The organism is Bradyrhizobium agreste (assembly GCF_016031625.1).
GTDB lineage: Bacteria > Pseudomonadota > Alphaproteobacteria > Rhizobiales > Xanthobacteraceae > Bradyrhizobium > Bradyrhizobium agreste.
In genome coordinates this window covers 409,124-434,048 of record NZ_JACCHP010000003.1, presented here as the reverse complement: position 1 = coordinate 434,048, position 24,925 = coordinate 409,124, and the positions used below count along the sequence as shown (strand labels likewise).

18 protein-coding genes and 1 pseudogene are annotated in these 24,925 nt (G+C 64.5%); 4 read left to right on the top strand and 15 right to left on the bottom strand.

The features are described 5' to 3' along the window. Positions 1–516: 516 nt before the first annotated feature. The 3 genes from HZZ13_RS06835 to HZZ13_RS06825 form a co-directional block, all read right to left on the bottom strand. On the bottom strand, positions 517–1,173 hold the full coding sequence (locus tag HZZ13_RS06835) for a phasin family protein (RefSeq protein WP_197958858.1): 657 nt from the start codon (positions 1,171–1,173) through the stop codon (positions 517–519). A 193-nt stretch (positions 1,174–1,366) separates the two neighbouring features. Beyond that, complete coding sequence (locus HZZ13_RS06830; RefSeq protein WP_197958857.1) at positions 1,367–1,882, bottom strand: ParB N-terminal domain-containing protein; 516 nt, start codon at positions 1,880–1,882, stop codon at positions 1,367–1,369. 471 nt (positions 1,883–2,353) lie between these two features. Continuing rightward, complete coding sequence (locus tag HZZ13_RS06825; protein WP_197958856.1) at positions 2,354–6,124, bottom strand: vitamin B12-dependent ribonucleotide reductase; 3,771 nt, start codon at positions 6,122–6,124, stop codon at positions 2,354–2,356. A gap of 769 nt (positions 6,125–6,893) precedes the next feature. Between HZZ13_RS06825 and HZZ13_RS06820 the strand changes: the two genes are divergently transcribed. Then, positions 6,894–7,790, top strand: a complete 897-nt coding sequence (locus HZZ13_RS06820; RefSeq protein ID WP_197958855.1) for a DMT family transporter — start codon at positions 6,894–6,896, stop codon at positions 7,788–7,790. A 120-nt stretch (positions 7,791–7,910) separates the two neighbouring features. Here the strand turns inward: HZZ13_RS06820 and HZZ13_RS06815 are convergent, their stop codons facing one another. The 5 genes and pseudogenes from HZZ13_RS06815 to HZZ13_RS06795 all read right to left on the bottom strand — a co-directional run bounded on the left by HZZ13_RS06815 (position 7,911) and on the right by HZZ13_RS06795 (position 14,696). Next, on the bottom strand, positions 7,911–9,710 hold the full coding sequence (locus HZZ13_RS06815) for a cache domain-containing protein (RefSeq protein WP_197958854.1): 1,800 nt from the start codon (positions 9,708–9,710) through the stop codon (positions 7,911–7,913). 7 nt (positions 9,711–9,717) lie between these two features. Continuing rightward, positions 9,718–10,689, bottom strand: a complete 972-nt coding sequence (locus HZZ13_RS06810; RefSeq protein WP_197958853.1) for an ABC transporter substrate-binding protein — start codon at positions 10,687–10,689, stop codon at positions 9,718–9,720. Positions 10,690–11,056: 367 nt separating this feature from the next. Next, on the bottom strand, positions 11,057–13,315 hold the full coding sequence (locus HZZ13_RS06805; protein WP_197958852.1) for a CHASE3 domain-containing protein: 2,259 nt from the start codon (positions 13,313–13,315) through the stop codon (positions 11,057–11,059). Further along, complete coding sequence (locus HZZ13_RS06800) at positions 13,312–13,728, bottom strand: response regulator (protein WP_197958851.1); 417 nt, start codon at positions 13,726–13,728, stop codon at positions 13,312–13,314. The genes HZZ13_RS06805 and HZZ13_RS06800 overlap by 4 nt, the downstream gene beginning before the upstream one ends. Before the next feature lie 255 nt (positions 13,729–13,983). Further along, positions 13,984–14,696, bottom strand: a pseudogene (locus HZZ13_RS06795) (BA14K family protein). Between the two features lie 241 nt (positions 14,697–14,937). On the opposite strand from HZZ13_RS06795, the gene HZZ13_RS06790 reads away from it, so the two are divergent. Beyond that, positions 14,938–15,345 carry an NADH:ubiquinone oxidoreductase subunit NDUFA12 gene (locus tag HZZ13_RS06790; RefSeq protein ID WP_197958850.1) on the top strand — a complete coding sequence of 136 codons (408 nt, stop codon included), beginning with the start codon at positions 14,938–14,940 and terminating at the stop codon, positions 15,343–15,345. A 519-nt stretch (positions 15,346–15,864) separates the two neighbouring features. On the opposite strand, the gene HZZ13_RS06785 is transcribed toward HZZ13_RS06790, so the two are convergent. Beyond that, positions 15,865–16,551: a DJ-1/PfpI family protein gene (locus HZZ13_RS06785; RefSeq protein WP_197958849.1), complete on the bottom strand. Its 687-nt coding sequence runs from the start codon at positions 16,549–16,551 to the stop codon at positions 15,865–15,867. Positions 16,552–16,655: 104 nt separating this feature from the next. Between HZZ13_RS06785 and HZZ13_RS06780 the strand changes: the two genes are divergently transcribed. Beyond that, on the top strand, positions 16,656–17,594 hold the full coding sequence (locus HZZ13_RS06780) for a GlxA family transcriptional regulator (protein ID WP_197958848.1): 939 nt from the start codon (positions 16,656–16,658) through the stop codon (positions 17,592–17,594). A gap of 64 nt (positions 17,595–17,658) precedes the next feature. On the opposite strand, the gene HZZ13_RS06775 is transcribed toward HZZ13_RS06780, so the two are convergent. Beyond that, a complete protein-coding gene (locus HZZ13_RS06775) occupies positions 17,659–18,627 on the bottom strand; it encodes an ABC transporter substrate-binding protein (RefSeq protein WP_197958847.1) in 969 nt (322 codons plus the stop codon). 162 nt (positions 18,628–18,789) lie between these two features. Beyond that, positions 18,790–19,797, bottom strand: a complete 1,008-nt coding sequence (locus HZZ13_RS06770; RefSeq protein WP_197958846.1) for a bile acid:sodium symporter family protein — start codon at positions 19,795–19,797, stop codon at positions 18,790–18,792. Positions 19,798–19,976: 179 nt separating this feature from the next. Here HZZ13_RS06770 and HZZ13_RS06765 point away from each other — a divergent pair, with 179 nt between their 5' ends. Beyond that, on the top strand, positions 19,977–21,014 hold the full coding sequence (locus HZZ13_RS06765; RefSeq protein WP_197958845.1) for a DUF2155 domain-containing protein: 1,038 nt from the start codon (positions 19,977–19,979) through the stop codon (positions 21,012–21,014). A 12-nt stretch (positions 21,015–21,026) separates the two neighbouring features. On the opposite strand, the gene aat is transcribed toward HZZ13_RS06765, so the two are convergent. The 4 genes from aat to HZZ13_RS06745 are packed head-to-tail and all read right to left on the bottom strand — an operon-like array spanning position 21,027 to position 24,839. Beyond that, complete coding sequence (gene aat / locus HZZ13_RS06760; RefSeq protein WP_197958844.1) at positions 21,027–21,707, bottom strand: leucyl/phenylalanyl-tRNA--protein transferase; 681 nt, start codon at positions 21,705–21,707, stop codon at positions 21,027–21,029. A 56-nt stretch (positions 21,708–21,763) separates the two neighbouring features. Beyond that, a complete protein-coding gene (locus HZZ13_RS06755; RefSeq protein WP_197958843.1) occupies positions 21,764–22,879 on the bottom strand; it encodes a sensor histidine kinase in 1,116 nt (371 codons plus the stop codon). Then, positions 22,876–23,316: a response regulator gene (locus HZZ13_RS06750; protein WP_197958842.1), complete on the bottom strand. Its 441-nt coding sequence runs from the start codon at positions 23,314–23,316 to the stop codon at positions 22,876–22,878. Before HZZ13_RS06750 ends, HZZ13_RS06755 begins: the two co-directional genes overlap by 4 nt. Further along, on the bottom strand, positions 23,313–24,839 hold the full coding sequence (locus HZZ13_RS06745; protein WP_197958841.1) for a sensor histidine kinase: 1,527 nt from the start codon (positions 24,837–24,839) through the stop codon (positions 23,313–23,315). The genes HZZ13_RS06750 and HZZ13_RS06745 overlap by 4 nt, the downstream gene beginning before the upstream one ends. Between the last annotated feature and the right edge of the window lie 86 nt (positions 24,840–24,925).

Sequence of the window (24,925 nt, the reverse complement as noted above, 5' to 3'; positions counted from 1 at the left end):
GCGCTGGTTCATTCCGTTTCTTTTGAGGGGCTTGTTCGAGGAGGACAACATGAAAGCAATGATCATCGCGCTTTCGGCTGCCGTTGTCATGGCTACAGCCCCAGCCGTATTTGCTCAGGGTGTATCGAGCAAGACGCCAGGTCATCAGATGCAGCAAATGGGTTCCAAGACAGGCGAGCCGGGCGCTTCCAGCTACGCTCCCGGGCACAAGATGAAGAAGCACCACGCGAAGGCCTCGAAGAGCACCCGCCCAGGCGCGTCGAGCTACGCTCCAGGACAAACCACAGGACAAACCACTGGCGCAAGCACGAGGCCGACCACGGGCTCGAAATCAGGGTACTGAACTCCAGGCGGTCCTTAAGCGCGTAGGGTGGGTTAGCTCCGCGACGGCGCAAAGCGCAGCTCGCGCAGCGTAACCCACCTTTTGGCGCGCGGACCATCAACGAAAGGGTTTCGCAAGGATATTGCCCATCCCCGGGGAGTCCAGCCCGGCGGCGCCGCAATGCGCTTCTGTCGCTAGTGACGTATCGCGCGGATTTCGAGCGTCGTCTGGGTGAGCCTGGCCACAAACCCCTCAAGATGCATGACCCTTTGTCTGGTCAATTGTTCATGCAACTCGGTGATCTTCTGGGATTCGGCGACAAACTGCTCGCACGCCTGTTTCGCGTACGCCATCTGAAGCTCAAAGGCCTCGACGGGTGAACGCGCCATCGCGAGCTTTCCCAGGAAGCTCCAGGCTTGCTCCAGTGATGTCCTGATGTAGTCGCCATAGGCGTCGGCAATCGCCTGCGTGCTGGCCTGGAAGGGTTCGACCGGTGCGACCGGCGGGCTTGCAGCGATCTCCATCCCGGACGCCTCGCCCGGCAAGGCTGCAGCCGAAGGTATCTCCGCACTGATCTGTCGGCTCGTCTCTTGCTCGGTCACATGCTCGGTCTCTTGCCTGGTCTCCGCCGAGGCATCCGGCAGTTGATGCGGGGCACCTGCGCGTTGCTCGCCGGCCCCGTTCCGTTGTCCCGACTTCTTCTTGCCGCCGCGCCGGCCGGATTTCCCCGCTGGCTTATTTTCCACCGCACTCAACATTGCAAATGGCTCCTGAATATCGATGAAGCTGAGAGCCTCCGTCGCATTTGCGCTGAAATCGCGATTGTGAGCTGTCGCTTGCGTGGCGGCCATGTGGTGAGATTTTGCCGCATCTTCGATGCATCCGGCAAGAAGTCGCCGTTCCAGATACTTGCGGGATGGCCGCCTTTGTTGCCATTTTAGCATAGCTCGTAGGATGGGTAGAGCGTAGCGAAACCCATCGATTGCCACCTCCAGTGATGGGTTTCGCAAGTGCTCTACCCATCCTACGAGCTGGAGTCGGCCATCAATAGCGGCCGCCGCTGCCCTTTTGCTGCGTGATCCAGTCCGACAATGTCTTGGGCTTCGCTTTCGCAGTCTGGCCCGCTGATGCCTTCGGATTGTCGCGGACGCCTTTCGTCGGACGGATGCGCGGCGCTTCCGTCGTGTGGACTCCCTTCAAGGCAGAAGTCGATGCCTCCGCGGCTTCCTTCTCCAGGCGCAACTGCTTCAACCGCGCCATCTTGATGCGCTCTGCCTCGACTTCCGGTCGTTCGGCGAGCTGCGGCTTGTGCTCAGCAAACTCCGCCGTGACGACAACCCCGAGAATGGTCGTCTCGCCGAGCGCCTTGCAGGCCTCTAACCGATGCAGTCCCTCGACCAGAACGAGGCGGTCGCCGTCGCGCCGAACGGCAATGGGGGACTGTTGTCCGATGTCCAGAATACTTTCCGCGATCTCCCCGACGATCTCGGGCTTGAGGGTCTTCTTCTGCTTCGTGGGAACGAAGATGTTTTCGATCGGGAAGCTTTCCGGTTTGGGCATAAGTCTACTCCGCTTCCACCGGGCCCGTCGAAACTCATGCCGGTGGTGGTGGGAGTTTAGGAGGGAAGGGCTCGATCGCAAAGGCAATATCGGAGGCGGGGTATTGATGAGCACCGAAGCCGGCTGCGGTGAAGGTGCGCTCAATTGACGCCGCGCATCAGACGCGAGTCGCAGATGGGCAGGACGGAGCGAGCAAGTTTAGTGCACTGTCACCGTAATTCCTGTAATCGCGCCACCAAAGAACTCATCATCAAGGCGTGTGTAGCTTAGGAAGGCGTCGGGTTGGCTAGTCACGATCCAACTCCTAATCGGTATGAGCTAGTAATAGGCCTGCGTGCTATGTAATACCCTCCGAGGTTGTCATAATGATTGATTTTGGAAAAGCCATAAATGGCGAAAGGGCGGCCGTTCGGCCGCCCTTTTTGATGCCCGGTTCAGCCCGGGGATGAATAGTTGTTGCGTTCTGGTCCGTTACGAACACCCCGTCGTGCTGCCGCACGTATCGCACTTCATGCACGTCCCATTCCGCACCAGCGTGAAGTTGCCGCACTCGCTGCACATCTCGCCCTCGTAGCCCTTGGCCTTGGCTTCGGCGCGGCGTTCGGCCTTGCTGGGCGCGGCGACTGCGGCGCTGCCGGCCTTGCTCCACTGCAGTTGCTCGAGCTTCTCCGTCGGCGACAGGTCGTGCTGAGCTTCCTGCTTCAGGGCGACGGCGCCTTCGATGGTGTCACTGAGGCGGGACGAGGTGCCGTGGGCGGCGAGGGCGGTAACCCGGCTGCCGCCGGAGGGCGCGCTGTCGTTGCCTTGGCTGACCGCGGTCGAGCCGCCGCGCATCACGACGAGGTTGTCCGTGCGCGAGCGGGTGAGGCCGCGCGAGACCAGCTTGGTGGCGTGGTGGCCGCCGTCCTCGTCCGGCTCCTTGCCTTCCTCGACGCCCTTGCCGAGCGCGTCAAAGCCCGTCTCGTTGGGATCGACGTGGGCGAGGTCGAAGCGGGAGAGATAGCTCACCGCAAGCTCGCGGAAGACGTAGTCGAGGATCGAGGTCGCGTACTTGATGCTGTCGTTGCCCTGCACGGGGCCCGCCGGCTCGAAGCGGGTGAAGGTGAAGGCATCGACATATTCGTCGAGCGGCACGCCGTATTGCAGGCCGAGCGACACCGCGATGGCGAAGTTGTTGATGAAGGAGCGCAGCGCCGCGCCTTCCTTGTGCATGTCGATGAAGATCTCGCCCAGGCGGCCGTCATCGTATTCGCCGGTACGGAGATAGACCTTGTGGCCGCCGACCACCGCCTTCTGGGTGTAGCCCTTGCGGCGATCGGGCATCTTCTCGCGCTCGCGCATCACGACGATGCGCTCGACCAGCTTCTCGACGACCTTTTCGGCCACGTGCGTGGCGCGCGCCGCCATCGGCTTCTCGTGCAGCAGCTCGACCGCATCGTCCTCGTCCTCATCGTCGCTGATGAGCTGCGAGTTGAGCGGCTGTGAGAGCTTCGAGCCGTCGCGATAGAGCGCGTTGGCTTTCAGCGCGAGCTTCCACGACAGCATGTAGGCGGACTTGCAGTCTTCCACCGTGGCGTCGTTCGGCATGTTGATGGTCTTGGAGATCGCGCCCGAGATGAAGGGCTGGGCCGCGGCCATCATCCGGATGTGGCTCTCGACCGACAGATAGCGCTTGCCGATCTTGCCGCAGGGGTTAGCGCAGTCGAACACCGCGTAATGTTCTGCCTTGAGGTGGGGAGCTCCCTCGACCGTCATCGCGCCGCAGATATGGACGTTGGCCGCCTCGATCTCGCGCTTGGTGAAGCCGACGGCCTGGAGCAGGTCGAAGCCCGGAGCCGCAATGGCTTCCGCGCCGATGCCAAGCTGGTCGCGGATGAAGTCCTCGCCAAAGGTCCACTTGTTGAAGGCGAACTTGATGTCGAAGGCGGTCGGCAGGGCCTTCTCGACCTTGGCGATCGCCTCATCGGTGAAGCCCTTGGCCTTCAGGGTGCTGACGTTGATGCCGGGGGCGTTCGCCAGCGAGCCGTGGCCGACGGCATAGGCTTCGATCTCCGCGATCTCGCTCTCGCGATAGCCTAGCGCGCGCAGCGCTGATGGCACGGCGCGGTTGATGATCTTGAAGTAGCCGCCGCCGGCGAGCTTCTTGAACTTGACGAGCGCGAAGTCGGGTTCGATGCCGGTGGTGTCGCAATCCATGACGAGGCCGATCGTGCCGGTCGGCGCGATCACCGTGGTCTGGGCGTTGCGATAGCCGTGCTTCTCGCCGAGCTCGAGCGCGGCATCCCAGGCCGCCTGCGCATGGCTGACGAGGTCGGCTTGCGGGCAGGAGACGAGGTCGAGCGGCACCGGGTTGACGCTGAGCGCTTCATAGCCCGACGCCTGGCCGTGCGCGGCGCGGCGGTGGTTGCGGATCACGCGCAGCATGTGCTGGGCGTTCTTCTTGTAGCCGGGGAAGGTGCCCAGTTCAGCAGCCATTTCCGCGGAGGTCTTGTAGGTGATGCCGGTCATCACCGCGGTCAGCGCGCCGCAGAGCGCGCGGCCTTCCTTGCTGTCATAGGGCAGGCCCATGGTCATCAGGAGGCCGCCGATATTGGCGTAGCCGAGGCCGAGCGTGCGAAACTCGTAGGAGAGCTCGGCGATCGCCTTGGACGGGAACTGCGCCATCATGACCGAGATTTCCAGCACGATGGTCCAGAGCCGGCAGAGGTGCTCATAGCCCTCGACGTCGAAGCGCTTGGTCTCGGTGTTGTAGAACGTCAGCAGGTTCGCCGAGGCGAGATTGCACGCCGTGTCGTCCAGGAACATGTATTCCGAGCACGGATTGGAGGCGCGGATGTCGCCGGACGCCTTGCAGGTGTGCCAGTCGTTCATCGTGGTGTTGAAGTGCAGGCCCGGATCGGCCGAGGCCCAGGCGGCGTAGCCGATCTTCTCCCAGAGATCGCGCGCCTTCAGCGTCTTCGTCACCTTCTTGGAGGTGCGGGCGGTCAGATTCCAGTCGCCGTCGGTCTCGACCGCGCGCAGGAAGTCGTCCCTCAGCGAGACCGAGTTGTTGGAGTTCTGCCCGGATACCGTGAGATAGGCCTCGCTGTCCCAGTCGGTGTCGTAGGTGTCGAACTGGATGTCCTTGTAGCCTTGCTTGGCAAACTGGATGACGCGCTTGATGTAGTTGTCGGGCACGAGGCTGCGGCGCGCGAGCTTGATCTCGCGGCGGAGCGCCGGGTTCTTCTCGGGGTCGAAGCAATCGTCGCCCGAGCCTTCGCAGTTGACGCAGGCCTTCAGCACCGCCTTGAGGTGCTTCTGATTGATCTTGGAGCCCGTGACGAGGGCGGCGACCTTCTGCTCCTCCTTCACCTTCCAGTCGATATAGGTCTCGATGTCGGGGTGATCGACGTCGACCACGACCATCTTGGCGGCGCGGCGCGTGGTGCCGCCGCTCTTGATCGCGCCCGCGGCACGGTCACCGATCTTGAGGAAGCTCATCAGGCCGGACGAGCGGCCGCCGCCGGAGAGCTTTTCGCCTTCGCCGCGCAGGCGCGAGAAGTTGGAGCCGGTGCCGGAGCCGTATTTGAACAGGCGCGCCTCGCGAACCCAGAGGTCCATGATGCCGCCTTCGTTGACGAGGTCGTCACCGACGCCCTGGATGAAGCAGGCATGCGGCTGCGGATGCTCGTAGGCCGACTTGGACTTGGTCAGCTTGCCCGTGAAGGGGTCGACGTAATAATGGCCCTGGCCGGGGCCGTCGATGCCATAGGCCCAGTGCAGGCCGGTGTTGAACCATTGCGGCGAGTTCGGCGCGACCATCTGCATGGCGAGCATGTAGCGGAGCTCGTCATAGAAGGCCTGGGCGTCGTCATCGCCAGTGAAATAGCCGCCCTTCCAGCCCCAATAGGTCCAGCAGCCGGCGAGGCGGTCGAACACCTGCTTGGCGCTGAGCTCGCTGACATAGCGCTCCTTCTCGGGCAGCTGGCTGAGGGCCTCGGTGTCGGGCACGGAGCGCCACAGGAAGGAGGGGACGGATTCCTCCTCGACCTTCTTCAGGCGCGCGGCAACGCCAGCCTTGCGGAAATATTTCTGGGCCAGCACGTCGGAGGCGACCTGCGACCATTCGCTCGGCACCTCGACGTTATCAAGCTTGAACACGACCGAGCCGTCGGGATTGCGAATCTCCGACGTGGTCAGGCGGAATTCGATTCCCGCATAAGGTGACTGTCCCGAAGTGGTGTGGCGCCGCTCAATCCGCATCGTCTTGCCCCGTCATTTTCTTTGACCGGTCCCGCCCCTCGCTCGGGGCGTGCCGGGTCGTCATTGCATCTCGCGGGCGCCTTTAGCCGTTCGGCCTTGGGCACCGCAGTTCAGCCGGTGGATCCGGCCCTGTTTTTTTTCCCGGCGCGACCTCGATGCGTCGCATCGATCGTCCCGCCGGCATGTCCACACCCATCCGCCCCCAAGGGGATGTGCGCGACATGCGTTCAACGCCCCACAACGTCACTTCGTCATCGATGCCATCCGAGCCTTTTGCCGGCCCGTTCTGGCGCCCTAGGAGTCTCGCATTCCGAGGGCAGACAAGCCCTCATCCGCAGCCTTTGGCCGGCTGGCGGAGCTGAAATTTGCGAGACCCTTTGGGGGAGTGCCGGCGGGACGCAAACTCACTCGCGCCGAACGGACCGAAAGCTAGGACTCTCCGTTGCGCCCGTCAAGAACTAGTGCGAGTTCCTGAATCAAATACTAAATATGGTGGATTGTGGGGGATAACAGGGGTCTTCGCCGCGCCTGTCGTGGACCCAAGTATCAGTGAGTCCTCAGGGATTCCCAACCGAAAAAATTTGCATGCCGTGATGATGCGGAGCCTTCATCCCGCTGTTCACAGGGCAGCTATATTTTTGAGCAACGGGATTGCGTCAGCAGGACTCACGTAGCCCTACGGAAGGTGAGAGCAGACATGCCCGCCGAAGCGGTGGTGGGAGCGGCGAATCCGGGCCAAGCTGACCCCCAGATTTGCCGGGTTACCCAAATGCTTGATTCGACCCCGCCGGGCGTGCGGCCGCGCATCGCCCCGGCCGGCCTGATGTTCCTTGCGATCACGTCGGTCGGCTGGGGCTTCAACTGGCCGGTGACGAAATTCTTGCTCGCCGAGCTGCCGCCTTTGACGCTGCGCGGGGTCACCGGCGTGCTCGGCGCGCTGCTGCTGGCGCTGCTTGCGGTGTTGCGCCGGCAAAGCCTGCGCGTTCCGGGCGCGGTCTGGCCGCGCCTGCTCACCGCAGCCGCGCTCAACGTCACCGGCTGGATGGTGCTGATGGGCCTGGCACTGCTCTGGCTGCCGGCGAGCGAGGCGGCGCTGATCGCCTACACGATGCCGGTCTGGGCCTCGATCATCGCCTGGCCGGTGCTGGGGGAGCGGCCGACGCTGTTGCGCACGCTCGCCCTGGTGCTGGCTTTCGCGGGGCTCGCCTCGATCATGGGCGGCAACGGCATTGCCGCCAGCACTTCGAAGCTGCCGGGCATCATCATGGTGCTCGCCGGTGCGTTCGGCTTCGCCCTCGGCACGGTGCTCTCGAAGAAGTACCCGATTCACCTGCCGCCGATCACCGCGGCGGCCTGGCAGATCGGGATCGGCTGCCTGCCGATCTCGATCGTCGGCCTCTTGATCGAGACCACGCATTTGTCGCATGTGACGCCGCTCGGCTGGTGGCTTTTGGTCTATTCGGTCGTCGGGCAGTTCTGCATCGCCTATGTCAGCTGGTTCGCAGCGCTGGCGCGCCTGCCGGCCTCGGTGGCCGCAATCGGCACCATGGCGGTGCCGGTGATCGGCGTCGTGGCATCCGCGGTCGCGCTTGGCGAGCAGCTCGGGGCAGGGCAGATCGCAGCGCTGCTGCTCACGCTGGCCGCCGTGGTGATGGCAACGCGCTAGAGCATGATCCGGAAAAGTGTGTAGCGGTTTTCCGAAAAGATCATGGTCAAACAATAACCTAAAGCGTGATGACGATTGATCCTAATCGCATCGCGCTTTAGGTGTCCGGACGCCGGGGTGTCAGTGGTCCTGAGGCTCTTTCTCTCGCCCGCGTTGTGCCGAGCCCGGCGGTTTCAACGGCAGCATAGCAGGTGCGACAGCAAAGACTTCCAGAGCCTGGTCGTAGCCTTTGATATTCCGCTGTCCGAGCGATGCCAACGGAACGCTATCCCTTACCTTCCCGGCGATCGTGGGATCAGCCAGGATCTGCGCGTCCTTCGCGAGATTGCAGAGCCGCGACGCCAAATTCACCACGGCTCCCATCGCCGTGTAGTCCAGCCGACCGTTGTAGCCAACCGTGCCTACCGTTGCCGGTCCCATGGCAACGCCCACACCAAAGCCGATCGCGTGGCCGGCGTCACACCATCTGCCGGCAAGGGACTGCACCGTCATTTGCAGGTCGATCGCGAGTCGGACCGCTTGAGTTGCCGGCTGTTCGCATGCGACCGGAGCATTGACCAGGAGCATGACTCCGTCGCCATCAAAGCCTATGAGCGTTGCCTCGTGACGAGTCGTCACGGCGCCGACGGCCGCGTAGTAATCTCGCATGACCGCCATGATGACGTCAGGTTCATTGCGCGTGGAGAACGCCGTGAAGCCGCGTAAGTCGCCAAAAATGACAGCCACTTCACGTCGCTGCGCTTCGAGCAGTTCATGAGAATGTTCGACCAATTCGGCGACCTGTGATGGCAGGAACTGCTTCAGCCGTTCGATCCGCGCAGATTTCTGCTGTGAGATCGCCAGTTCGGAAGCCATTTCATTGAAGCGCAACGCCAATTGCTGAAACTCGTCACCGCTGAAGATCTTGATGCGATGCTCGAATTGTCCGGTTCTGATCCGCTCCACGCCCTCTTCCAGTTGCTTGATCGGGCCGGACATTCTGTGCGCGCGCCAATAGGCGAGCGCCAGCGCGATAAGAACACCAAAGGCAATGAGGATTGAGGAGCGCCACAAGGCCGCGCGAATTGAGGCAAAGGCTTCCGAGGTTGGCTGCATCGCGATCACCGTCCATCCCAAATCGGCGGCCTGAACGGATAGTGCCACCACCGGGTTGCCTCGCTCCCCGGTTATCACCGCCGCTCCGCTCGCCGCGCCAACGAGATGCTTGATCCGGCCAAAACTGCCCGAGCTGGCGCGGCCGCGCAGGACCCGACTAATATCGGGATGTGCGATCAGATGACCGGAATCATCGACAACTATGGCGTAGCCGGTCTCGCCAATCCTAATGGCTGCGATGACATCCCAGATCAGCTTCAGATTGACCTCGGCGATCGCAACCCCTGCGGCAGGCAGGCTCCCGGCAACCGCGACCCTCATATAGGGCTCTGAATCTCGCTGGTACTGAACCGGTCCGTACCAGACTTTGTTGCCGCGTGCGCCCTGAACAGCGGGATCCGTAGACATATCAATGCCGCGCCCGGTCCGATTCAGAAGCAGCCTGGAAACAAAGACCCGTTCGGTGCCGGTCTCATCCAGAAGCGAAACCGAAACGATTGCAGGCACCTGCTGGAGGAGGCGCAAGGCATCGATCTTATGTTGCGCATCGTCTCCGGCAGACCAGGGAAGCTGCACCATCCAACCCAACTGATCTCGGATGCCATCGGTGAACGCCTCGATCCTGTCGGACGCCGCGCGAGCATCGGCCTGCAGCACCGCGCTGATCTGGCGGCGCTGGTCTCGGTAACCGAAAGAAGCCTCGATCGCCGCGCCGAGTATCAGAGGCACCACGGCAGCGACAAACAACGTCGCGAAGTACTTGCAGAACAGCGAACGACGCGGAGGCATCGTACACGAAGAGGACTGCGCAGCACCGTCCGTCATGACTATCTCAGGAAATCACCTTGCTGGCGCGAAACAGGATCGACGACATATCCAGGTCGATCCCCAGAAGCCTGGCTGTTTTCAGATTGACTGCCAGTTCAAACTTTTCGGGACGCATCACCGGAAGATCTGACGGATCTTCACCGCGCAGGATGCGATCCGCATAAGTGGCAAGCCGAAAATAGGTCGTGCGCTGGTTTGCCCCGTAACTCAAGAGACCTCCAGCGTCACAATATTCAGACCAGCCAAACATCGAAGGCAGCCGGTGCGCGATTGCAAGCTCCGCAATCCTCGCACGATGCACCAGCGTCACGGCATCGGGAAACACGAGGAGAGCATCCGCGTTCACCTTGCCGGCAGCCATCAACCCATTCTCGATTTCGCGAGCGCCGCAGAAGGGGACGTAGGCTGCATCAATCCCGAGATTCCGGCACGACTCCAAAGTCGCACGCCATTCCAGTGGCTCTCCCGGATGATCCGTGTTCGAGAGGACCGCCAGTTTTCGCAGCTTTGGATAAAGGTCCTTGAGCAGTTCGACGCGCTTTCCTGCCAGCTCGAGCGACAGGAATGTGCTGCCTGTGAAATTGGTGCCGGGGTGAGCAAGGCTCTTCACCACGCCCAGAGCGACGGGGTCACCGCTCAATGCAAACAGCACGGGGACGTCGGTGATTGCAGTCATGACGCGTGTCGCCGGACCGCTCGAGACCACAAGGTCAACATCCCCTCGCGGCAACTCGGAGACGATCTTGCGCAGTGCCTGCGGATTTTCAGGGGCATAATGCGTCTCCAAAGTTACGGTCCTGCCCTCAACGTAACCCAGCGCGCGCATTCCCTCGCGAAAGCCGTCCAGGAAGGGATCCGGTTCGGATTGGGTCGAGACCCAGAAGATACGATGCAGCTTGGCTCCGCCCTGCGCCCGTGCGATCGCAGGCCAGACCAGTCCTCCACCAATCAACAAGATGAACTCTCGTCTTTTCATGCGAGCACCTGTCGAAGCTGCGCCGTCAATTCCGGCCGCAGACCAAAATCGTAGCTGTGCATCTGGTGACTGCGCTCGGTATCGCGCTCTGCAAGCGGACTGCCACGACACCGGCTCCAACATTTGTCGCCGAGAGCATGCTCAGAGACTGGGCTGGTGAGACGATTTCTCCTTGAGATGGGCTTGATTTTTGCTTGAGACCGACCCGATCGGGATCAAAACGGCCTTACTCGCTGCATAACGTGGTGTCGGAACACCTCCGCGCGGATCCGGGCGAGCTACGAGAACAACTGGAACTCACATCTTGAGCCAGTGCCCTCGAACTCAGAGATCGTGTGACTGCCGCGCGACTTCGGCAGTTCACGCGCTAGTTCGCCGCTATCCCTCCGCCGTTCAGCGCCTTGCGGATCATCTCCGCGAGCTGGTTTCTTCGATAGGGCTTGGTCAGCAGCAGCACGCCGTCGTCCAGCTTGCCGTGATGGACGATGGCGTTGTCGGTATAGCCGGACGTGTACAGCACCTTCGCGCCTGGCCGGCGCCTCGCCACCTCTTCGGCAAGCTCCCGGCCGCTCATGCCGCCGGGGATGACGACGTCGGTGAACAGCAGGTCGAAGCCTTGCCCCGCCTCGATCAGGTCGAGCGCAGCCTTGCTGTCCGGCGCGGCGACCGTCTTGTAGCCGAGGCTCTGGAGCTGCGCGGTGACGAAGTTGCGGACCAGGGAATCGTCCTCGACCACGAAAATGGTCTCGGCGCCGCCTTCGGCCTGCGGCGTGACGCCGGTTGCGATGTCCGCCGCGCCTTCGCCCGGCGGCAGATAGAGCTTGATCGTGGTGCCGTGGCCTTCCTCGCTGTAGATCTTGATGTGGCCGCCGGACTGCTTGACGAAGCCGTAGACCATGGAGAGGCCGAGGCCGGATCCCTTGCCGACCTCCTTGGTGGTGAAGAAGGGCTCGAACGCCTTCTGCTGCACGTCGGGGGGCATGCCGGTGCCGGTGTCGCTGACAGCGAGCATGATGTAAGGCCCGGGCGTCACGTCCGCATTGGCCTGCGCATAGGCCTCGTCGAGCATGACGCGGTGGGTCTCCAGCAGCAGCTTGCCGCCGTTCGGCATGGCGTCGCGGGCGTTGATTGCCATGTTGAGCACGGCATTGGTGAGCCTGGACGGATCGATATGCGTCGTCATCGGCCCCTGTTCCAGCACGGTCTCGATCTGGATCTGCTCGCCGAGCGTGGGGCGCAGAAGCTTTGCGATGTCCGAGATCGCGGCGTTGATGTCGACGTTGCGCGGCTCGAGCGGCTGCCGGCGCGCGAATGCCAAGAGGTGCTGGATCAGCTCGGCGCAGCGCTCGGCGGCATCGTCGATCAGCCGGGCCGTGCGCTGCAGCTCCGGCTGGTCCTTCAATCTCTCCACCAGCGTCTCGGTGTTGCCGGAGATCACGGTGAGCATGTTGTTGAAGTCGTGCGCGACGCCGCCGGTCAGCTTGCCGATCGCATCCAGCTTCTGCGACTGGTGCAGCTGCCGCTCGGTCTCGCGCGAGGTCGTCGCATCGTGATAGACCAGCACCGCGCCGGAGATGTTGCCTTGCCCGTCCCGCATCGGCCGGCCGCTGACCATGAGATGGCGCGGCGGGTTGCCGCTGTGCGGGCGGACGATCATCTCCAGCTCTTCGAACTGCTCGCCGCGCAGCACGCGCGTCGACGGCAGCTCGTCGGCCGGAAGCGGCGTGACGCCATCGCCGTGAAACACGTCGGACAGCGCGCGAAGATTGCCGACGTTCATGCCGGTGCGATGCAATAGCATGCGCTCGGCGGCCGGATTGGACAGGAGCACGGTGCCCTCGGCGTCGATGACCAGCACCGCCTCCGCCATGCTGCGAAACGTGCTCTGGAGCACGTTGACCGACAGGCGCAGTTCGTCATGCGCGGTGACGAGGTGCTCGGTGCGCTCGGCCACCGCCGCCTCGAGCGTCGCCTTGGCGGCCTGGGTCTGCTCCAGCGAATTTTGCAGCTCACCCGTGGTGCGGCGGCTTTCGCGCATCACCAATGCGACCAGGAGCAGGATCAGCACGGCGCCGGCGACGTCGATGCCGAGCAGCACGATGCCGGTGCGGCGCGAATCCTGGGAGCGGGCGGCGAGCAGGCGTTCTTCCTCCGCGCTCAGACGGTCGAGATTGCCCATCACCGTGTCCATGAGGCCGCGGCCCTCGGCCTTGCTGTTGAGCGCGGCAATGCCGGCTTGGTCGTTCGCGGCCCGCAGGCGCATCGCGGTGGCGGCGATCTCGATCCGGCGCAACGCCAGCGGCTCGGTGCCCTCCAGCAGCGCGACCTGATCGGGACTGTCGCGCACGTCGCGCTTGAGCTCGGCGAGGGCCGGCGCGATCAGGGCGTGCACCGCCTGGAACTCGTCGCTGAAGCCCTGCGTGCGATAGAGCTCGTAGCCGCGCGCGGCGCTCTCGGCGCGGCGCAGCAGCACCCGCAGATCGGAGATCTTCTTCTGCACCTGGACGGTGTGGTTCACCGCGGCCGCATCGGACCGCGACTTGACGTCGAGGGCGATCGAGGCCGCGGTGATGATCAGGAGGATGGCAAGTCCGACACCGAGAATGACGCGCTGCGTTGGAATCAAGGGGCTTCTTTCTTGTCCTTGGGCGGCGCGCTCGCGCCCGCAAGGCATTCCCGGATCGTGGTCAGCAGCGCTTCGGGCGTGAACGGCTTGCGCAGGCAGCGCGTTGCGCCGAGTTCCAGCGCCATGCGGAGAAAATCGGGAGAGGGCGAGGCGGACGAGGCGAAGGCGTAACCCGACATCGCGATCAGCGGCGTGGCAGGAGCGCGCTCGTGAAAGATGCGGATGGATTCGAAGCCGCGCATGTGCGGCATGAAGATGTCGACCAGCATCACGTCGAAGGCTTGCGATTCCAGCGCAGCCAGTCCTGTTTCGCCGCCGTCGGTGAGCGTGACGTCGAAGCCCTGACGTTGGAGTAGGACCTCGATGGTCGCGCCGACCATCGGATCGTCATCAACCACGAGAATACGCGGCATGACACTTCCCAGAAGATCGAAGTCCCCACTGTGATTTGTGATATCCGCGAATCGTGGGTCCGGTCAATTTGGGATTGGATCGTGAAGGATATGCACGGTTCAGTGCATAAAGATCCATTTGCATCGATTTGTATGTATCCTCGCGCGCGTCAGCGTGATTGAGCCGGTGGGGACAACGCCGATTGCGAAAAAGGCGCCGCATCGCTGCGACGCCTTCTGCCTCACGCCTCGGCAATCTGTTTCTTGGCGATCTGCTTACGGGCAAGGATGCCGCAGGCCGTCGTAGCCGAGATAGGTGCCCGAGGCTGGGTCGTACGATCTATAGCGCTGCGCGCAATAGGCCGCGGAATCGCCGCCGACATCCGGCACCACCGCAACCGTCGGCTCGTCGTAGTAGCTGTCATAGTAATACGGATCGTCATAATAGCCGTACCCACCGCCGTAATAAGCGTAGGAGCCGAGGCCTCCGATTGCGGCGCCGGCGACGAAGCCCGGCCAGAAGCCGCCGCGGTGGTGGTGGTGGTGACGCCAACCGCTGCTCCACGTTCCGCCGCTGCCGGTCCACGTGCCGCCGCTGCCACTCCAGGTGCCCGGCGAGGCGGTCGCGACGCTGCGCGTTCCGCTGAACGTCGGCGAGATACCGGCGCGCGTTGCCGCGCCACCAACAAAGGTGCCGCCGCTCGGGCGGACCGCAGTGCCGGCTGCGAACTGCCTCCGCCTGGGCGCATCGCCGCGCCGCCTCCGAAATTGCCGCCGCCGCCATGGAAGGCCGCGCCGCCGCCACCCATGCGCGCGCCGCCACCGAAGCCACCGCCACCGACGTGAGCACCGCCGCCACCGCCGCCGATCGCGGCACCACCGCCCGCTCCGACCGCGGCTGCACGACTCTGCTGCGCAATGCTCGGGCTCGCCAAGGGAAGAACCAACGCCACCGTCGCGGCGGCACTCAACAATTTCAGACTGTTCATGGTTAAACTCCTTTCCCGGAAAGCAACCCTGCGAAAGCGCGGCGGTTCCAGGGATCACGCCGGTTTGCGCGCGAATGGAGCCTCAGGCCCTGCCGCTGTACCGGGCATGAATGAATCGCGTCCGCTTTGCGGCAGGGGCGTGCGCGGCAGGCGGATTTGTGGGGGCGCCGCCACGCCTGCCGAACTGGACATTTCGCCGCCCGGATGGCATCAGGACCCGACGAAGCAGGGCCCTTGCCGCATGAAACAATTCTTCCTCAAGTTCTTCACCTGGTGGAATGGCCAGACGTTTGGCACCCAGCTCTGGACCAAGCGGTACGGCGAGCTGGTCGGCGAGGACGAGCAGGGCAACCGTTACTACCGCACGCGGGGCGGGGCGATCGATCCGACGCTCGGCTTCGAGCGGCGCTGGGTGATCTATAACGGCTATGCGGAAGCGAGCCGGATTCCGCCGTCCTGGCATGGCTGGATCCATCACGTCGTCGACAAGCCGCCGACCGAGATCAATTACCAGCCGCGCGAGTGGGAAAAGCCGCATCAGCCCAATCTCACCGGCACGGCCAAGGCCTACCGGCCCTCCGGCTCGACGCTCGCCAGCGGCAAGCGTCCCAAGGCGACCGGTGACTATCAGCCCTGGACGCCCGGCTAGCCTTTCGGTCCACCCGCGAACCACCATCGTCCAAAGCGGATGCACATGCATCCGCGCCACGCCGCTGTGGACAACGGGAACAGCGGGGATGCCGCTTGCGCGGGAATTGCCTCGAGGCGGGCAATGCGGCTCAATGATCGCATCTTACGGAGATGGGAGACCATCGCGTTCGGTTCGGGCAACAGTTCGCGACTGTCCCGAGATGCAGCGGCCGCCGAGGAAGGACTCGATCGGGAGATAGGCCCCCGGTCTGGAAGCTCCGACATCGCCCGATGTGAATGTGCAGCCACCGTGAGACAGGAAAGGCCGCTCGGGAAACCGAGCGGCCTTTTTCTGTTGCCGGGCTTTGTGCCCCGGACGCAGCGCAGCGCTTCCCTGGCGATGCGAAGCATCGTCCAGCGAGCGGTGCGCTGCTGAGCCGGGTCCCATCTCGCCTGGCTGTATTTCGTAGCTTTCTGGGTCCCGGCTCTGCGGAGCGGCACTTCGCGCCGCACCGCGTCCGGGACACGAGAGGAGAGCCTAGTTCACCCTCTCAGCCGCGCGCTTCACCGCCTCGAGCCGCCGCGCCTGGTTTTGCGCGCCGCGCTCCCTCAGCAGCGCCAGCACCTCGGCCGGCGCGGTGTCGGGCGATCCCGCATTGAACGGCGGGGCCGGATTGTATTCCATCTGGAGCTGGATCGCTTCGGCCGTGGTGCGATCGACCAGGATCGAGACCAGCGTCAGCGCGAAGTCGATGCCGGCGGTGACGCCGCCGCCGGTGACGCGGTTGCGATCGACGCAGACGCGGGTCTTCGTCGGGATCGCGCCGAACTGTGTGAGCATCTCCATTGCGCTCCAATGGGTGGCGGCGCGGTAGCCCTTCAAGAGGCCGGCGGCGCCGAGGGCCAGCGATCCCGTGCACACCGAGGTGACGTATTTGGCGCCTGCCGCCTGCTTGCGCAGGAATTCGAGCACGTCCTCGTCATTGACAAGGTCGTTGGTGCCCTGGCCGCCGGGTACGCAGATGACATCGAGCTGGGGGCATTCCGCAAAGGTCGTGGTCGGCGTCAGCGTCAGCACGGAATCGCTCGGCACCGGCTCGATCCGCTTCCAGATCAGGTGCAGCTTCGCGCCAGGAACCATGGCGAACACCTGCAAGGGGCCGGTGAAGTCGAGCTGGGTGACGCGCGGAAATACCAGGATTCCGATCTGGAGCGGTGACGACATGGGAGCCTCCGACAATGCGCTTGACGCCGGCAGAATGGCATGGTGCCGTACTGTCCGAAATGGCATAATTCCCTCGCTTTCGGACATACGCTACGGCTTGGCCCATGATCGGCATCCTGATCTTTCCGGACTTCCAGCTGCTCGATGCCGCGGGGCCGATCTCCGCGTTCGAGATCGCAGCGCGCTGCCTCGGCAAGGCGCCGGCCATCCGCGTGCTGGCCGCCAAGCCGGGGCTGGTGCGCAGCACGTCGGGTGTCGAGATGATGGCGCGTGACTTCAAGACCGCGAACGCGATCACGACGCTGGTCGTGGCCGGCGGCATGGGCGTCGCGGAGGCCGCGCGCTGCGAGATCACGCGGGCCTTCGTGCAGCGGCTGGCAAGGCGCGGCGTGCGGGTCGCAAGCGTCTGCTCCGGCGCCTTCCTGCTCGCCGAGGCGGGGCTGCTCGACGGCCGCCGCGCCACCACCCATTGGGGACGGACGCGCGAGTTCGTCGCGCGCTTTCCCAAGATCAAGTTCGAGCCGGACCGGATTTTCACCCGCGATGGCAAAATCTGGACCTCGGCCGGGATCTCCGCCGGCATCGATCTCGCGCTCGCGATGGTCACCGAGGATCATGGCGAGGAGATCGCGCAAGCGACCGCGCGCCAGCTCGTGCTCTATCACCGCCGCAGCGGCGGGCAGTCGCAATTCTCGTCGCTGCTGGAGCTGAAGGCGCCGAACGGGCGCTTCGGCGCGCTGCTAGCCTGGGCGCGCGAAAACCTCGATGCGCCGCTGACCGTGGAGGATCTCGCCGACCGCGCCGGCATGAGCGCCCGGCACTTCGCCCGCGCCTTTGCCGCCGAGACCGGCACGACGCCGTCCAAGGCGATCGAGCGGCTCAGGCTCGAAGTCGCGCGCGAGCGCGTGCAGTCCTCGCGCGAGGCGATCGAGCGCGTGGCGGAGGTGACCGGCTTCCGCGATCCCGAGCGGATGCGACGCGCCTTCATCCGCGCCTATGGCCAGCCACCGCAGGCGCTGCGGCGCGCGGCGCGGGCGGGGTAGGGGCGGGTGCTCGTGAACTTGGCCCGCGCGAGCCGCCTGCCTGTCTGCAGATCGGCAGCGGAACTTATTCGATAACTTCGTCCGCCCGAACCAGGAGAGCCGGTGGCACTGTCAGATTCAGCGCTCTTGCCGTCCTCAAGTTCACCACGAATTCGAATTTGGAGGGACGCTCCACCGGGAGCTCGGCTGCTTTCTCGCCATGCAATATTCGATCAGCCAATTGAACCGCACGGGGAAAATAATCCTTCTGGTTCGGCCCATAGCTCATCAAGAATCCGCGCCTTGCCGCTTCACCGAGAAACGAAAGGGTCGGCAGATTGTGCTGGACTGCGGCGGCAACGAATTTCTCTGCGACCGTGGTAATCCCCGGGCCTCCGAGCTGGATGATGCCAGTGCGTTTCGGTCCGGCCAAGGCCGAGAGTAGCATCGGGAAATCGTCATTGACGCCAAACTCTACAACGGTCGTTTCGACCCGGAGGTTCTGGGCGACACGAAGTGCCACATCGAGCTGGCTTTTTCCGGCTGACGGCTGCCAGGCAAAAACGATACGGTCCAAGTCTGGAACCATCTCGCGCATCAGCTGGATCCACTTGGCCGCTAGGACAGGCGTATCCAGAAAGAGACCTGTTATGTTGCCGCCGGGCCTCGCGACGCTGCGAATGAGACCGGTTTGAAGAGGATCAGTCTCGAGATCAATTGCCACTATTGCAGTGTTTGGGGCCCCGCTAGCTGCGGCGCGGACGGCCTCGTACCCGACCGCAATGATGACGCCCACCCCCTTGCCGGTCAGTTGTCGGACGAGTGCGGGAAGCTGTTGCAGTTCGCCGTTTGCGGCGAGAGGCAAAACGGTTTCTCCCTCAACATACCCAAGACGGCGCCACTCCGCTTCAAGTACCGAGAAAGTGATATGATTTCGACTTGCCGTAACGGGATGCAGATAACCTATTTTGCCCTTTGCGGGTTGAGCGCGAAGCACCTGGGGAAAATATCCGGCGCCGAGCATGGCAATAAGCAACAACTCCCGCCGCCTCATTCTCGCTCCACTTTGTACTCGCTGAAACGTTGCATTTGATCACGGGCAGCAACGCAAGACTATAGGAACTCGTCGGACCAATTTTCGCAATGGTCTGGAAATGACATCGGGGCGCTGCCCAATTTATCTCGAAAACAGATATCCCGACTTGATGAGACATGCCTAGGTCGTGCTATTTGCCGCCGCCCCACGCAATCTGTCCGCGCGCGCTGTCAATCGCCGCGCGATCGGCATCAGCATGTAGGGCGCAAGGTGAATCGGAAACTGCGTCAGCGCGAAATAGAGCCAGGTCGTGGGTGGCAACGCGCCGGCGGTGGCCGCCAGCATCAGGCCGAGATTGCGCTGTGACACCATCAGCCCGATCGCGAAGGCGCGCTCGGTGCCGGCGCGGCGAAAGATGAGTGTCGTGACGGCGAGCAGGGTGAAATAGACCGCGAAGGCGAGCAGCGCGACCGCGATCGCAAACAGCGGATCGGCGACGAAATCGTGCGCCACGTCGCCCATGACGGCGGATGCGAACACCAGCAGGATGAGGATGTTGAAGCCGTCGATCGGCTGCCTGTGGCGCTGGATCGCCTCGGTGCCGAACAGGCGGCGGATGAGTGTTGCGGCCAGCAGCGATGCGGCGAGGATGCCGAGCAGTTTCAGGCCGAGTGCGAGCGGCGAGATGCTGAGCATGCCGCCGAGAAAGAGGCTCGCGAACAGCGAGGCGGTGAAGGGCACGAGCGCGGTCGCGGCGACCAGCGTGACCAGCGGCAGCGTGGCGTCGAGGCCGATCAGCGCGGCGAGCGCGGGCGCTGCCATCATCGGCGACGCCATGCCCTGGAGCATCAGCGCGAGGAAGAGACCGGGTGAGCTTCGATCGAGCCCGCTTCCATGGGCGAGCAGGGCGACGATCAGCGGCACACCGATCGTGGTCCAGGCCGTGGCGGCCCCGACCAGCGCCGGCCGGCGCAGATGTCCGTACAGCGCCACGAGATCGACGCGCATGAAGGAGATGCAGAGCAGAAGGAAGATCGCCTCGGTGACATAGGGGCGCAGCAGCGCGCCGAGCGGCGGCACCGCGACCGCCATGAAGGCGATTGCCGCCACCGCGCGCGTGCCCTGGCCGCCAAGCCAAGCGAGGGCGCGCAGGGGAAGGGCGAGGACGGCTCGGAGGGAGGAGGGCATCTCTGTCGGGATTGTCGGTTCGGGCGCGTACCCGTCTTCGGCCCCGGGGGGCTCACGACTATCCCATCCGGGAGCCGGCCTGGCCAGACCGCGCCGGGGAGGGGCAGGGTTGCCGCCCTTCCCCCGCCGTATTCGGCGTGTTAACCGGAGGGCCTGCGAGCGGCGGTACCCCCTATAGAATGTCCAACGAGCCCGATTCGCTGTTGAAGCCGCGCGAGATGTTCAAAACCTTTTCCCTGACCGGTCTTGCGGCGCTTTTGGCCGCCACCGCGCTGACGGCTGCGACGCCGGCGAGTGCGCAGATCGGCACGATCTTCTCCGATCCGCCGCCGCTGCGGCCGCCCGGCAATATTCCGCGCGGCCAGCCCCAGCCGCAGCCAATGCCCGAGGACGACGAAGAGGTGCCGGAGCTGCCGCCGCAGGGCCGGGTGCTGCCGTCGCGCCCGATGCCGCCTCCGGGCCGGCAGGGCAACGTGATGCCGGGGCCGGTCGAGACGCAGCCCCTGGCGCCGCCGCCGGGCTCGACCCTCGCGCCGCCAAACCAGCCGCCCTCCGCCGCGATCGCTCCGCCGGGCCCGCAAGGGCCTCCGGGGGCGCCCGGTCAGCGCCAGCCCCAGCAGAAGGGCGGCCCGGGCGGCGCCGTGCCCCAGGCGCCGGCCAGCCTGCAGCCGGGCGACGAGGTCGTGACCGAGCCGCCGGCCCAGAAGATCGTGAACAAGAAGGCGACCTTCTCCGGCCTCGACAAGATCACCGGCCGCATCATCAATTTCGACGAGGAGATCGGCGAGACCGTCCAGTTCGGTGCGCTCCGCGTCAAAACCAACGCCTGCTACACGCGGCCGGCGACGGAAGCGGCCAACACCGACGCCTTCGTCGAGGTCGACGAGATCACCTTGCAGGGCGAGGTGAAGCGGATCTTCTCGGGCTGGATGTACGCGGCGAGCCCCGGTCTGCACGGCGTCGAGCATCCGATCTACGACATCTGGCTGACCGACTGCAAAGAGCCGCAGCAGACCGTGGCGACGGCGGCACCGGATCCGGCCGCGGCGAAGCCGCCGCCACCGCCGCCCGCGCAGAAGAAGGCGGCGCCCAAGCAAGTGCAGCAGCGCCCGCCGCAGCCGCTGCCGCCGATTCAGCAGCAGCAATCGGCGCCGCCACCGCCTCCACCGCCGGAGCAGCGTCCGGGCCTGTTCGGCATCCCCGGGTTTGGCCGCTAGCCGAGCTGTTCGTTACTGCCGCGAGGCGATGATCTCGAGGGCGCGTGCGCCCGGGATCGCTTCGCCGGCGGAGAGCCTCAGGAAATCGCCGGGTTCGCCCGCCAGCGCCTTGTCGAGCAGCGTGGTGTAGCGTCGCCGCGACACCTCGACTGCGCCGAAACTCTTCAGGTGCTCGGTGACATATTGGGTGTCGAGCAGCTCGAAGCCGCCGTGAATGAGCCGCGCAACCAGATGCACCAGCGCGACCTTCGAGGCATCGCGCACATTGTGGAACATGCTCTCGCCGAAAAAGGCCCGCCCCAGGCTGACGCCATAGAGCCCGCCGACGAGTTCGTCGCCCTGCCAGGCCTCGACGCTGTGGCAATGGCCGAGCTCGAACAGCCCGCCATAGAGGTCGCGGATGCGCTTGTTGATCCAGGTGTCCTCGCGTCCCACTTGCGGCGCCGCGCAGCCGGCGATGGTCGCCTTGAACGCGGTGTTAACGGTGACGCGAAACTGATCCGAGCGCACCGTGCGCGCGAGGCGCGAGGCGACGCGAAAGCCGTCGAGCGGGATGATGCCGCGCAGCTCCGGCTCGACCCAGAACAGGGTCGGATCGTCGGCGCTTTCCGCCATCGGAAAGATGCCACAGGCATAAGCGCGCAGCAGCACGGCCGGCGTGATTTCAGACGGGGCGGAGTCGCGCGAAGTCATGGCTTGCCATCATAGCAGGATCGCAACGCAGTTGCGATGGGCGGCGGCCGGACCGCTCAGCTCGCCGCAGCGGTGCTGGTCTTGCCGACGCTTGCGGGCACGCGGCCGAACTTCAGCACGACCCGGGTTCCGGAATGCGTGGGATCGCGCTCGACCGTGGCGTCGAGCTTGGAGGCCATGGCCGCGACGATGCGCTGGCCCATGCCGGTGGAGCGTGGATCGGCCTTGGCGTTGTCGCCGACGCCGTCGTCGGTGATCGAGAGCAGGAGATCGTCGCCTTGCGAGATCAGCTCGACATGGATCGGGCCGGCGCCATCGGGATAGGCGTATTTCACCGCGTTCATCACCAGCTCGTTGACGATGATGCCGACGGCGACCGCGCGGTCCGGATCGATCTCGATCGGTTCGGCCTTCAGCGTCAGGCGCGACATGCGGTTGCCTTCGGCCGATCGGCGAAGGTCCTCGAGCAGCGAGTCCAGATATTGATTGAGGACCACGCTCTTGAGGTCCTGCGAGGTGTAGAGGCGGCGGTGCACCTGCGCCACCGCGGCGACGCGGCCCATCGCATTGGTCAGCGCCGCCTTGACCTCGTCCTGTGCGGCGGAGCTCGCCTGCAGGTGCAGCAGCGAGGCGATGATCTGGAGCGAGTTGCCGACGCGGTGGTTGACCTCGCGCAGCAGCAGCTCGCGCTCGGCGGCGAGCGCCGCGTAGCGGTCGCGCGAGGCGTGGATCTCCGCCTCGGCCTCCTCGCGTGCGCGCTGCAGCTCGGCCTGGCGCAGCGCGCCTTCGGCGGCGACGTGGAGGAGCGGGATGAAGTCGCCCTGGACGTCCTTGACCAGATAGTCGGCCGCTCCTGCCTTGAGCGCCGTCACCGCGATGCTGGAATCCTGTGAGGCGGTGACGAACACGACCGGCGGCGCGTCAGGGATCGCCATGATCTGCTCGAGCGTCTCGAGCCCGTCGAGGCCCGGCATGTACTGATCGAGCGCGACGACGTCGATGCCGCCTTCGGCGCTGTCCTGGGTGGCGGCGCGGCGGATGCGCTCGAGACCTTCCTCGCCGCTCGCGGCAAGGACGACCCGAAAGCCGCGCCGCGTCAGGCCGCGATCGACCAGGCGCGCCAGCGCCTCGTCGTCGTCAATGTAGAGCAGTGTCGGCGTGTGCTGGTTCATGTGGCGGCGGGCGGGACCTGGATGACCGAGAAGAACAGCCCGAGCTGCCGGATGGCGTTGGCGAAATTCTCGTAGTTGACGGGCTTGGTGATGTAGACGTTGCAGCCGAGCTCGTAGCAGCGCTTGATCTCCTGGGAATCGTCGGTGGTGGTCAGCACCACCACGGGCGAGGCCTTCAGGTATTTGTTCTCCTTGATGTGTTTCAGGATGTCGATCCCGGTCATGTCGGGGAGGTTGAGGTCGAGCAGGATCAGGAGCGCGTTGCCTTTCTGCACGACCCCGGAGCCGTCGGCGCCGAACAGATGCTTCATCGCATCCGTGCCGTTCTGGAAGGAGACGATCTCGTTGTTGACGCCCGAGCGGCGGATGTTGCGCTCGATCAGGCGGGCATGGCCCTCGTCGTCCTCGATCATGATGATGGTGACAGGCTGGGTCATCGATCTCTGTTCCGGTTGCTCACGTTCCAGGCGATCGGCAGCGTGATGGTGAAGGTGCTGCCCGCGTTCAGTTCCGATGATACCGACATGGTGCCGCCGAGGCGACGCACAAGTGCACGCACATGCGCAAGACCGATGCCCTGGCCGGGCTTGTCCTGGGTTCCTGCGCGGCGGAACAGGTCGAATATCCGCTGGTGGTCCTTGGGATCGATGCCGCGGCCGTTATCGCTGATCTCGAAGATAGCGTAGCCGAGCTTGGTTCGCCCGCGGATTCTGATCTCGCCGGGGACGCCGGGCCTGAGATATTTGATCGCGTTGTCGATCAGGTTGGAGAAGATCTGCTCGAGGGCGAGACGGTCGCTGACGAGGTCCGGCAGCGGCTCGACGTGAATCTCGGCCTGCGCCTCGGCGGCCTGGTGCGCCAGCGTCGTCACGATGGCCTCGATCAGCTCGCGCGTATCGATCTTCACCGGCTGGAAGTCGCGCCGGCCCTCGCGGGTGAGGTTGAGGATGGCCGAGATCAGCCGGTCCATCTTGGCGATCGACGATTTGATGAAGCCGAGCGCTTCGGAGAAATCCTCCGCGAGCTGCTTGTCGGCGCCTTCGAGCGCGACTCCGCCCGGCGCGGCCGGCGCGAGCGGCGCTTCTCCCGCCGGGGCGTGCGCGAGGCTGCCGATGCGGCGGAAGACGTCGCCGCCGAGCTCTTCGAGCTCGCTGGTGAAGCCCATGATGTTGACGAGCGGCGAGCGCAGATCGTGGCTGATGATATAGGCAAAGCGCTGGATCTCGTCGTTGGCTTCGCGCAGGTCCGCCGTGCGTTCGTCGACGACGGCCTCCAGGTTGAGGTTGGCATCGCGCAGGCGCGCCTCGGCCTCGTCGCGGGCGCTTCCCGAGCGCCGCACCAGCCAGATCGAGATCAACGCCAGCACCACGACGAGACCGGAGCCGATGCCGGTCATCGAGGCGGCGAGGGTCTGGCTGTGGTCGGCATTCGCCGAGCGGAGCCGGAACAGACGCTCCTCTTCCTCGATCATTGCCCGTGCCGCATTGCCGATCATGGTGGTGGCGCCCTGGGCCGCGGCCTCCCGTGCCAGTGCTGTCGCCATATCCGGCTGGCCCTGCCTGATGGCAGCGATTTCGCGCGCGAATTGGCCCAGACGAGTCTCGAGCGCCGCGCTCAACTTCTCGATATTCTCTCGCTGCGCGGGGTTGTCGCGGGTCAGGCGCGTGACCCTGTCGAGCGCGGGAATGATCGCAGCAGCGGCTTTTTCGTAATCTGCCTGGAATTCGGGTCCCACTGTCAGGAGGTAGCCGCGCAGGGCGCTTTCGGCGCGCCGGACTTCGAGCAGCAAGTTGTTGATCTGGTTCTCCGCCTCGATGGTGTGGACCACCCATTTGCTGTCTTCCCGCGCCTTGTTGACGAGGTAGACAGAGCCGGCGCTGATCACGGTCAGCACCAAAAGGCCCGCTGCGAACAGCAGGATCTGCCAGAATGCGCGCCGTCGCTGGCCTTCAGCCGTCACGACGGTTCACCTGTTGTTCGTGCAATGGAGATCAAAACGCCCCTTCGGAACTGGCCCAAACCCTCCAGAACGCGATTGAGGGCCAA

Coding starts and splice junctions, on each gene's coding strand:
- HZZ13_RS06825 (WP_197958856.1), bottom strand. CDS start 6,124: ATGCGGATTGAGCGGCGCCACACCACTTCGGGACAGTCACCTTATGCG.
- HZZ13_RS06765 (WP_197958845.1), top strand. CDS start 19,977: ATGTCCAACGAGCCCGATTCGCTGTTGAAGCCGCGCGAGATGTTCAAA.
- HZZ13_RS06775 (WP_197958847.1), bottom strand. CDS start 18,627: ATGAGGCGGCGGGAGTTGTTGCTTATTGCCATGCTCGGCGCCGGATAT.
- HZZ13_RS06750 (WP_197958842.1), bottom strand. CDS start 23,316: ATGACCCAGCCTGTCACCATCATCATGATCGAGGACGACGAGGGCCAT.
- HZZ13_RS06830 (WP_197958857.1), bottom strand. CDS start 1,882: ATGCCCAAACCGGAAAGCTTCCCGATCGAAAACATCTTCGTTCCCACG.
- HZZ13_RS06780 (WP_197958848.1), top strand. CDS start 16,656: ATGATCGGCATCCTGATCTTTCCGGACTTCCAGCTGCTCGATGCCGCG.
- aat (WP_197958844.1), bottom strand. CDS start 21,707: ATGACTTCGCGCGACTCCGCCCCGTCTGAAATCACGCCGGCCGTGCTG.
- HZZ13_RS06815 (WP_197958854.1), bottom strand. CDS start 9,710: ATGACGGACGGTGCTGCGCAGTCCTCTTCGTGTACGATGCCTCCGCGT.
- HZZ13_RS06755 (WP_197958843.1), bottom strand. CDS start 22,879: ATGAACCAGCACACGCCGACACTGCTCTACATTGACGACGACGAGGCG.
- HZZ13_RS06835 (WP_197958858.1), bottom strand. CDS start 1,173: ATGGCCGCCACGCAAGCGACAGCTCACAATCGCGATTTCAGCGCAAAT.
- HZZ13_RS06785 (WP_197958849.1), bottom strand. CDS start 16,551: ATGTCGTCACCGCTCCAGATCGGAATCCTGGTATTTCCGCGCGTCACC.
- HZZ13_RS06770 (WP_197958846.1), bottom strand. CDS start 19,797: ATGCCCTCCTCCCTCCGAGCCGTCCTCGCCCTTCCCCTGCGCGCCCTC.
- HZZ13_RS06800 (WP_197958851.1), bottom strand. CDS start 13,728: ATGCCGCGTATTCTCGTGGTTGATGACGATCCGATGGTCGGCGCGACC.
- HZZ13_RS06790 (WP_197958850.1), top strand. CDS start 14,938: ATGAAACAATTCTTCCTCAAGTTCTTCACCTGGTGGAATGGCCAGACG.
- HZZ13_RS06810 (WP_197958853.1), bottom strand. CDS start 10,689: ATGAAAAGACGAGAGTTCATCTTGTTGATTGGTGGAGGACTGGTCTGG.
- HZZ13_RS06820 (WP_197958855.1), top strand. CDS start 6,894: ATGCTTGATTCGACCCCGCCGGGCGTGCGGCCGCGCATCGCCCCGGCC.